Here is a 1,032-nt window from a genome sequence, read left to right as displayed (position 1 = left end):
AGAGACATGCGCAGAACAGCACGCAGTAGCCAGCTGCGACAAGGTGGCGGGGGCAGCGTGTTGGTCGAGGGGGCTGCACAGGGCCGCCGGGGTCTGGCTACCGCCGGCCGGTGGGCCGATGGTCGATAGCGCGCCGGCCAATCAGCTGTGGGCCTCGGACGTGGGCCTCAGCTGTGGGCCTCGGACGTGGGCCTCAGCTGTGGGCCTCGGGCGTGGGCCTCAGCTGTGGGCGTCAGGCGTGGGGCTGTGGCGTGGGGCTTAGACGTAGTCCTCTAGGCGGGCGAAGGTGTAGCCCTGTTCTTGGACTATGCGGAACAGGTTGGTCATCAGTTCGTGCATCTCGGGCCAGCCTTTGCCGTTGGCTTTGGGGCCTCGGAAGTGGGCTAGGAGGATGTCGCCGGGGCGGAGCTTTTTGTCGGCGGCTTGCCATTGGAAGCCTTGTTTTTGGAAGGAGGCTCGCCAGTAGCAGATGGCTTTGAGGTTGTTTTGCTTGCAGGCCTCTTGGGTTGCTTTGTTGGTGTTTCCGAAGGGGGCTCTGAAGAGGTATGGGTGGGTGTTGTAGGTCTTGACCAGCTTTTGCTGTTGGCCTGTGACCTCGGATAGTTGGCGGGCGGGGGTCAGGGTCGGCATGTCTGGGTGGTGGAGGGTGTGGTTCTGGATGGTGCAGTAGCCGGTGTCTCGGAGTTGGGTGAAGTAGTTGTAGTCGTCCTGGATGAAGATGTCTGCCAGGAACATGGTGATGGGGATGCGGAAGTCCTTGACCATTTGGAGGAAGGCGGGGTCTTTTTCGGCGCCGTCGTCGATGGTCAGGAAGCAGATCTTCTGGTCGGTGGGGATGTGGCTGATGACTGGGGGGAGGTCCACGTTGGTGTTGACCGGTTTGGTCGCGGGGGGTGGCGGGGCCGGGGCGAAGGGCTTGAGGCCGTCGTAGCGGGAGGCTAGGAGGGCCGCGTCCGCTGTTTCGGGGCCGGGCAGGCCGGTGCTGGTGGTTGATGGTGCGCTGGGGGTTCCGGTGGGGGCGTTGGAGGGCTG

The 1,032-nt window shown here is 64.0% G+C and carries 1 protein-coding gene; it reads right to left on the bottom strand.

The window, feature by feature from the left end; translation table 11 throughout:
* Nucleotides 1-258: 258 nt before the first annotated feature.
* Nucleotides 259-1,032 (bottom strand): polysaccharide deacetylase family protein (locus KGQ19_RS48705; RefSeq protein ID WP_212022462.1); only part of this gene is annotated, 774 nt, incomplete at its 5' end.

The organism is Catenulispora pinistramenti, assembly GCF_018274385.1.
GTDB classification, from domain to species: domain Bacteria; phylum Actinomycetota; class Actinomycetes; order Streptomycetales; family Catenulisporaceae; genus Catenulispora; species Catenulispora pinistramenti.
The sequence above is the reverse complement of the archived record's forward strand: the minus strand, read 5'-3'. Positions and strand labels throughout refer to the sequence as shown.